Origin of the sequence: Armatimonas sp. (assembly GCF_031410135.1) — a bacterium.
GTDB lineage: Bacteria > Armatimonadota > Armatimonadia > Armatimonadales > Armatimonadaceae > Armatimonas.
Genome location: NZ_JANNYP010000533.1, coordinates 1 through 5,386 on the forward strand (window position 1 = coordinate 1; position 5,386 = coordinate 5,386).

General features: G+C 58.3%; 5 protein-coding genes. All 5 read left to right on the forward strand.

Annotation, left to right across the window (positions count from 1 at the left end; all coding sequences use genetic code 11):
• Positions 1 to 236: 236 nt before the first annotated feature.
• Complete coding sequence (locus RMO15_RS19800; protein ID WP_309715860.1) at positions 237 to 623, forward strand: phage holin family protein; 387 nt, start codon at positions 237 to 239, stop codon at positions 621 to 623.
• Positions 624 to 761: 138 nt separating this feature from the next.
• Positions 762 to 1,610, forward strand: a complete 849-nt coding sequence (gene rapZ / locus RMO15_RS19805; RefSeq protein WP_309715863.1) for an RNase adapter RapZ — start codon at positions 762 to 764, stop codon at positions 1,608 to 1,610.
• 2 nt (positions 1,611 to 1,612) lie between these two features.
• On the forward strand, positions 1,613 to 2,986 hold the full coding sequence (locus RMO15_RS19810) for a YvcK family protein (RefSeq protein ID WP_309715866.1): 1,374 nt from the start codon (positions 1,613 to 1,615) through the stop codon (positions 2,984 to 2,986).
• 8 nt (positions 2,987 to 2,994) lie between these two features.
• Complete coding sequence (locus RMO15_RS19815) at positions 2,995 to 4,560, forward strand: AAA-like domain-containing protein (RefSeq protein WP_309715869.1); 1,566 nt, start codon at positions 2,995 to 2,997, stop codon at positions 4,558 to 4,560.
• The coding region (gene thrB, locus RMO15_RS19820) for a homoserine kinase (RefSeq protein ID WP_309715873.1) at positions 4,553 to 5,386 on the forward strand (834 nt) is incomplete at its 3' end. The genes RMO15_RS19815 and thrB, both read left to right, overlap by 8 nt.

Sequence of the window (5,386 nt, forward strand, 5' to 3'; positions counted from 1 at the left end):
AGCAGATTCAGCACCAACGCCGAAGGCTTCATGACGTCTGCGCTCACTCCCACCAATGCCATCGCCGCCAGATACCCCGAGGCCCCCGCATGCCCTACGGAGGCGTAGAGCAGCGCCGCAAGAAAGATCAGCACCGGCAGAATAGACATGCTGTATTGTACGGCGTCGTGGCGTTTGGCGGGGTGCGACATCCCCGGCACCAACGCCGTATAATGTCAAGAGGAGGGGATAACAAAATGACCTGGATCGTTCGCTGGATCGTCGGGGCGGTGGCGCTGTATCTGACGGTGTTTTCCTGGAGCTACGTGCAGCCGATGGCTCCGTTTCTGGGAGGCAAGCGGGGACTGATGCTAGATGGCGCGATTGGGGCGTTTTTCTCCATCGCGGTGGTGACACTGGTCAATGCCTTTGTGGGGCCGATTCTAAGACTGCTGGCCGCGCCGCTCAACTGCCTGACGATGGGCCTGATGCGCTTTGTGGTCAATGCGCTGCTCTTCTGGCTAGCGGGAACACTGGGACTGGGACTCTCGGTACAGGGCTTTCTGCCCGCTCTCTACGGCTCCATCGCACTCTCCACGATCTCTGGGGTGCTGGACTTGCTGATTCCCAAAGATAAGGACTGAGGAACCCATTGAACCCATCCCCTGGCCCCTTCCCTCAGGGCAAGGAAGGGGAAGATCCCTAACCCTCTCTGCCCTGAGGGAGGGTGCCGAGGTACGAGGCGGGTGGGTACGAGGCGGGTGGGTACGGAGAAAGGACTAATGGCGATGGCTTCGGTGGTAGTTTTGACGGGCATGAGCGGTGCAGGAAAGCAGACAGCGGCGCGCTGCTTTGAGGACATGGGCTGGCAGGTGGTGGAAAACATTCCGCCACGTCTTTTTGCGGCGCTTCTGAGTGGGATGCCCAAGGACGAGCCACTCTGCATTGTCAACGACGTGCGCTCGGGGGAGTTCGATGCACTCTCAGCGGGAATTCTCTCGCTCTCCGTGACCCCGACACTGGTGTTTATGGACTCTATTGATGAGATCCTGATACGCCGCTTCAAAGAGACACGCCGTCCGCACCCGTTTTTCTTTGAGGCGGGAGGGATTCTGCCTGCCATTATGATGGAGCGAGAGAAACTGGCGAACCTGAAAGAGCAGTCAGAGCTGGTCATAGATACGTCAGGGATGAGTACGACCGAGCTCAGGGCGTTTCTACGGGAGCGCTTCGCTGCGCCTCAGCACAAGCAGCAGCCTATTACGGTTACCGTGGCCTCGTTCGGCTTCAAGCACGGCACGCCTCTTGATGCGGATCTTCTCTTCGATGTGCGCTTTCTGCGAAATCCTTACTACAATCATAGCCTTCGGGAGAAAGATGGCCGTAGTACAGAAGTTCAGGAGTTTGTGGAGGCCGATGAGCGCACGGGCGCTTTCTTGGAGCGTCTCTATGACCTCGTTGGCTGGTCGCTCCCGCACTACATTGCCGAAGGAAAAGCCTACTTAACCATTGGCATTGGCTGCACAGGCGGTAAGCACCGCTCCGTTTTTATTGGGGAGCGGCTCTCGGCGTTCCTAAAAGAGCGAGGCTACCGAGTGCTGACCCAGCACCGTGATGTGGAGAGGCGCTAAGCGTGGCAACTCCTCTTCTGAATCCGCAGCAGATGATGGTACGTGGGGTGAAGTGGCTCACGCCGGGCCTGAAGGTGAAGCGCTATCTCTTGCTGATCCCGATTGGGCTTTTGCCCGTGGTTATTGGGGTGGCGCTACTTGTCAACATCCGCAATACGGACTACTACGACTGGCTGGAACACCGTATTGAGCAGCTTCTCCATGTTGATATTGCGGACATGCGCTTCTATCTTCCGGCAGGAATCGCGCTTATCGTGCTGGGTTTGGTGCTGATTCTCAGTGCCCTGATCGCGGTCAATCGGAGTATTGTGGGAGTGATCTCGCCGGAGAACTTAGAGACCCTGCCGGAGATTATCCAGCGTAAGCGCTCACTCAACCAGGGAGCACGGATCGTGGTGATTGGGGGAGGGACGGGGCTCTCGACTCTGTTGCGCGGTCTGAAACAGTACTCGTCGAATTTAACTGCGGTGGTGACCATGACCGATGACGGGGGATCGTCAGGCTTGCTCCAGCAGCAGCTCGGGGGAATGCCGCCGCCGGGAGACATTCGTAACTGCCTGGTAGCCTTGGCCGATGCGGAGCCGCTGATGCAGCAGCTCTTTCAGTTTCGATTTGAGACACGCGATGATAACGATGGGCTGAGCGGCCATAGTTTTGGCAACTTGCTGATCGCCGCCATGACCCGGATCACAGGAGACTTTGAGCAGGCAGTTGAGAAAACCAGTGAGATTCTTGCTATTCGAGGACGGGTTCTTCCCTCGACGGTGGAGTCCGTGATCTTAGTGGGGATGATGGAAGATGGTCGTGAAGTCACCGGTGAGACCAAGATCGTCAAAGATACCAGCCCGATTGATCGGATAAAACTGTGCCCGGAAGCCCCAACCCCTCCCCAGGAAGTGCTGGATGCCATTCGCGATGCCGATATCGTGGTGCTGGGGCCAGGGAGTGTGTTTACCTCGGTGATTCCCAATCTACTGGTTGCTCCTATTGCCGAGGCACTTGTCGCGACCAAAGCGCTTCGGGTCTATATTTGCAATGTCATGACCCAGCCTGGTGAGACAGACGGCTACACGGCTTCCGCGCACCTCGCGGCTATTGAGCGCCATCTTCCCTCTCTCCCCACGGGCCGTAAGATCGTGGACTACGTGCTGGTCAACGATGCTCGCCCGTCACTAGAGGCAATGGATCGCTATGCCAAAACCGGAGCCGATGTCGTAACCCCGGATACGGAGGTGATTAAAAGCATGGGCTACCACCCTATCACGGGAAAGTTCCTCTCCGAAACTCAGCTCGTTCGCCACGATCACGAGCGTCTCTCCCGTGCCATACTAAACCTCTGGCAGAGCCGTAAGACAAAGCGTGGCTTCCGCCCATAATAGAAAGAATGCTGAACTCCACCGAAACCGGCCATGTGCTTTTCTTAGACCTCGTGGGCTACTCACAGCTCTCGCTGGAAGAGCAAGCAGCATCGGTCACCAAGCTACTGGAGTGTGTCAGAGCAACAAAGGCATTTCAGAGGGCGGAGCAGTCTGGGGAGCTTATTCCGATTGCGACGGGCGATGGGGTCGCTCTGGTCTTTCTGCGCTATGCGACAGCCCCTCTGGATTGTGCGTGTGAAGTGCAACAGGCTACCGTGTCGCTCTCTCTTCGCATGGGAATTCATGTCGGTCCCATCACCCGTATCCACGATATTAATGGGGCGATCAGTGTGACCGGTGGGGGAATCAACACTGCCAAGCGCATCATGGACATGGCAGAGGCAGGCGAGGTTTTTCTCTCTGAGGCTGTCGTTTCTCTTGTGAAAGACCATGATGCCTGGAAAGATCGCCTAAAATCACTTGGAGTACGGGAAACCAAGCACGGAGAGCGGGTGAGTGTGTATGCACTCGTTCCCCCTGTCCCTCTTCCCAGCGAGGTACGAGCAAAAGGGGAAGAGGGAAGCCGTCTCAGCGGCAGGGAGATGGCCCAAAGGGCTGGGAAGGAGGGCACCCCCGGCGGAGCCGTGCCCCTAGCCTCGGAGCACTACGTGACCAGAGCTGTGGATGCGCAGTTTCATGCAGCCCTAGAGCGCCAAGAAGCCATTGTGCTCCTCAAAGGGGCTCGGCAGGTGGGGAAGACAAGCCTGCTGGCACGCGGGCTCCATGTAGCGCGGCAGCGGGGAACACAGGTGGCGATCCTAGACTTCCAGAGCCTTGGAAGTGATGTTTTAGCGTCTGCCGAGAGCCTCTATCGGGCCATGGCGGAGAGCCTCTGTGAGCAGCTAGATCTTAGCACTCCCCCCGAGAGCCACTGGAACGTATCGCGATCCGGTGCTGCGAACCTGGAGCGGTATCTTAGGCGAGTGATCTTTGTCGAGAGTGAGCGTCCTTTAGTCTGGGGACTCGACGAAGCCGACCGGCTCTTTCCGCTGAGCTTTGGTAGTGAGGTCTTTGGGCTTCTGCGCTCCTGGCACAATCGTCGTAGCTTAGATCCGCAAGGGCCGTGGCACCGCCTGACCATTGCGCTGGCCTATGCCACCGAAGCCCACCTCTTTATCACAGATCCCAACCAGTCGCCCTTCAATGTCGGGGTGCGCCTCCAGCTCACCGACTTTACGCCAAGCGAAGTCCAGTGGCTCGCCGAGCGCTATGAAGTAAGCGAGATTGCTCCCCTCTACACACTCCTCTCGGGGCACCCGTATCTCACCCGGAAGGGCCTCGAAGTGCTGGCAGCCGGGGAGGCGCTAGAGACCACCCCTGCCTTCGACAATCACTTGGAGCGCCTGCTCTTCTCGCTAACCCAGGAGCCCTGCCTTTCGGAAGCGCTTCGCCAGATACTGCGGGGGGCGGCTCCTTCGCACGATACCTTCTTCCGACTCCGAGCTGCGGGCGTGATTGTGGGAGAGAGCACCACGAAACTCCAGCTACGCTGCCAGCTCTATGAAACCTATCTGAGAAAACACTTTGAGTAACACCATCTCCGTCTCTGTTCCGGCCACCTCGGCCAATATCGGCCCAGGCTTTGACACTATCGGGGTTGCCCTGGATCTGCACAATGTCTTTCACTTCGATGTGCTAGAGGGCAGCACTTCGCCACAGCTTCGCCCCCGTACGCTCGTCCTCGGTGAGGATAGTCTGGCACACCTGGCCCTCCATCGGCTCTATGCAAAGCTCGGCAAGCAGCCCCCCAAGCTCTTTGTGCAGACGGAGGCCAATATCCCCTTCTCACGGGGGTTGGGAAGTAGCTCCACGGCGGTTGTCGGGGGCTTGCTCGGTGGCAATGCCTTGCTGGGAAACCCTTTGGATAAAGAAGAGATTCTTGCACTCGCGCTGGAGATCGAAGGGCACCCTGATAACGTCGCCCCCGCGCTCTTTGGAGGTTTCCAGATCGCTGTCCGTGAGCCGGATGGGACGATCACTAGGGTCTCGGTTCCCGCACCCGAAGGCCTTAAGGCAGTGGTCTGCATTCCCGAACTAATCATGCCCACCGAAGAGGCACGTGCGGCTCTCCCCGAGAGCTGGACACGAGCGGAGACCGTTGCGAACTTAGGGCGTGTGGCGGTGCTCATGACGGCTCTACTTTCTCGGCGCTGGGAGCTGTTGCGTGTGGGAATGGACGATCGTCTCCACCAGCCCTACCGTGAGAAGTTCATTCCCGGATTTCGCGCCGCTTTAGATGCCGCCTTGGCCGCTGGTGCCTATGGGGCCGCACTCTCGGGCAGTGGCAGTGCGATCCTCGCTTTGACTGAGGCCCATGAAGAGCGGATTGGAGAGGCCATGGCCTGTGCGATTCGTGAC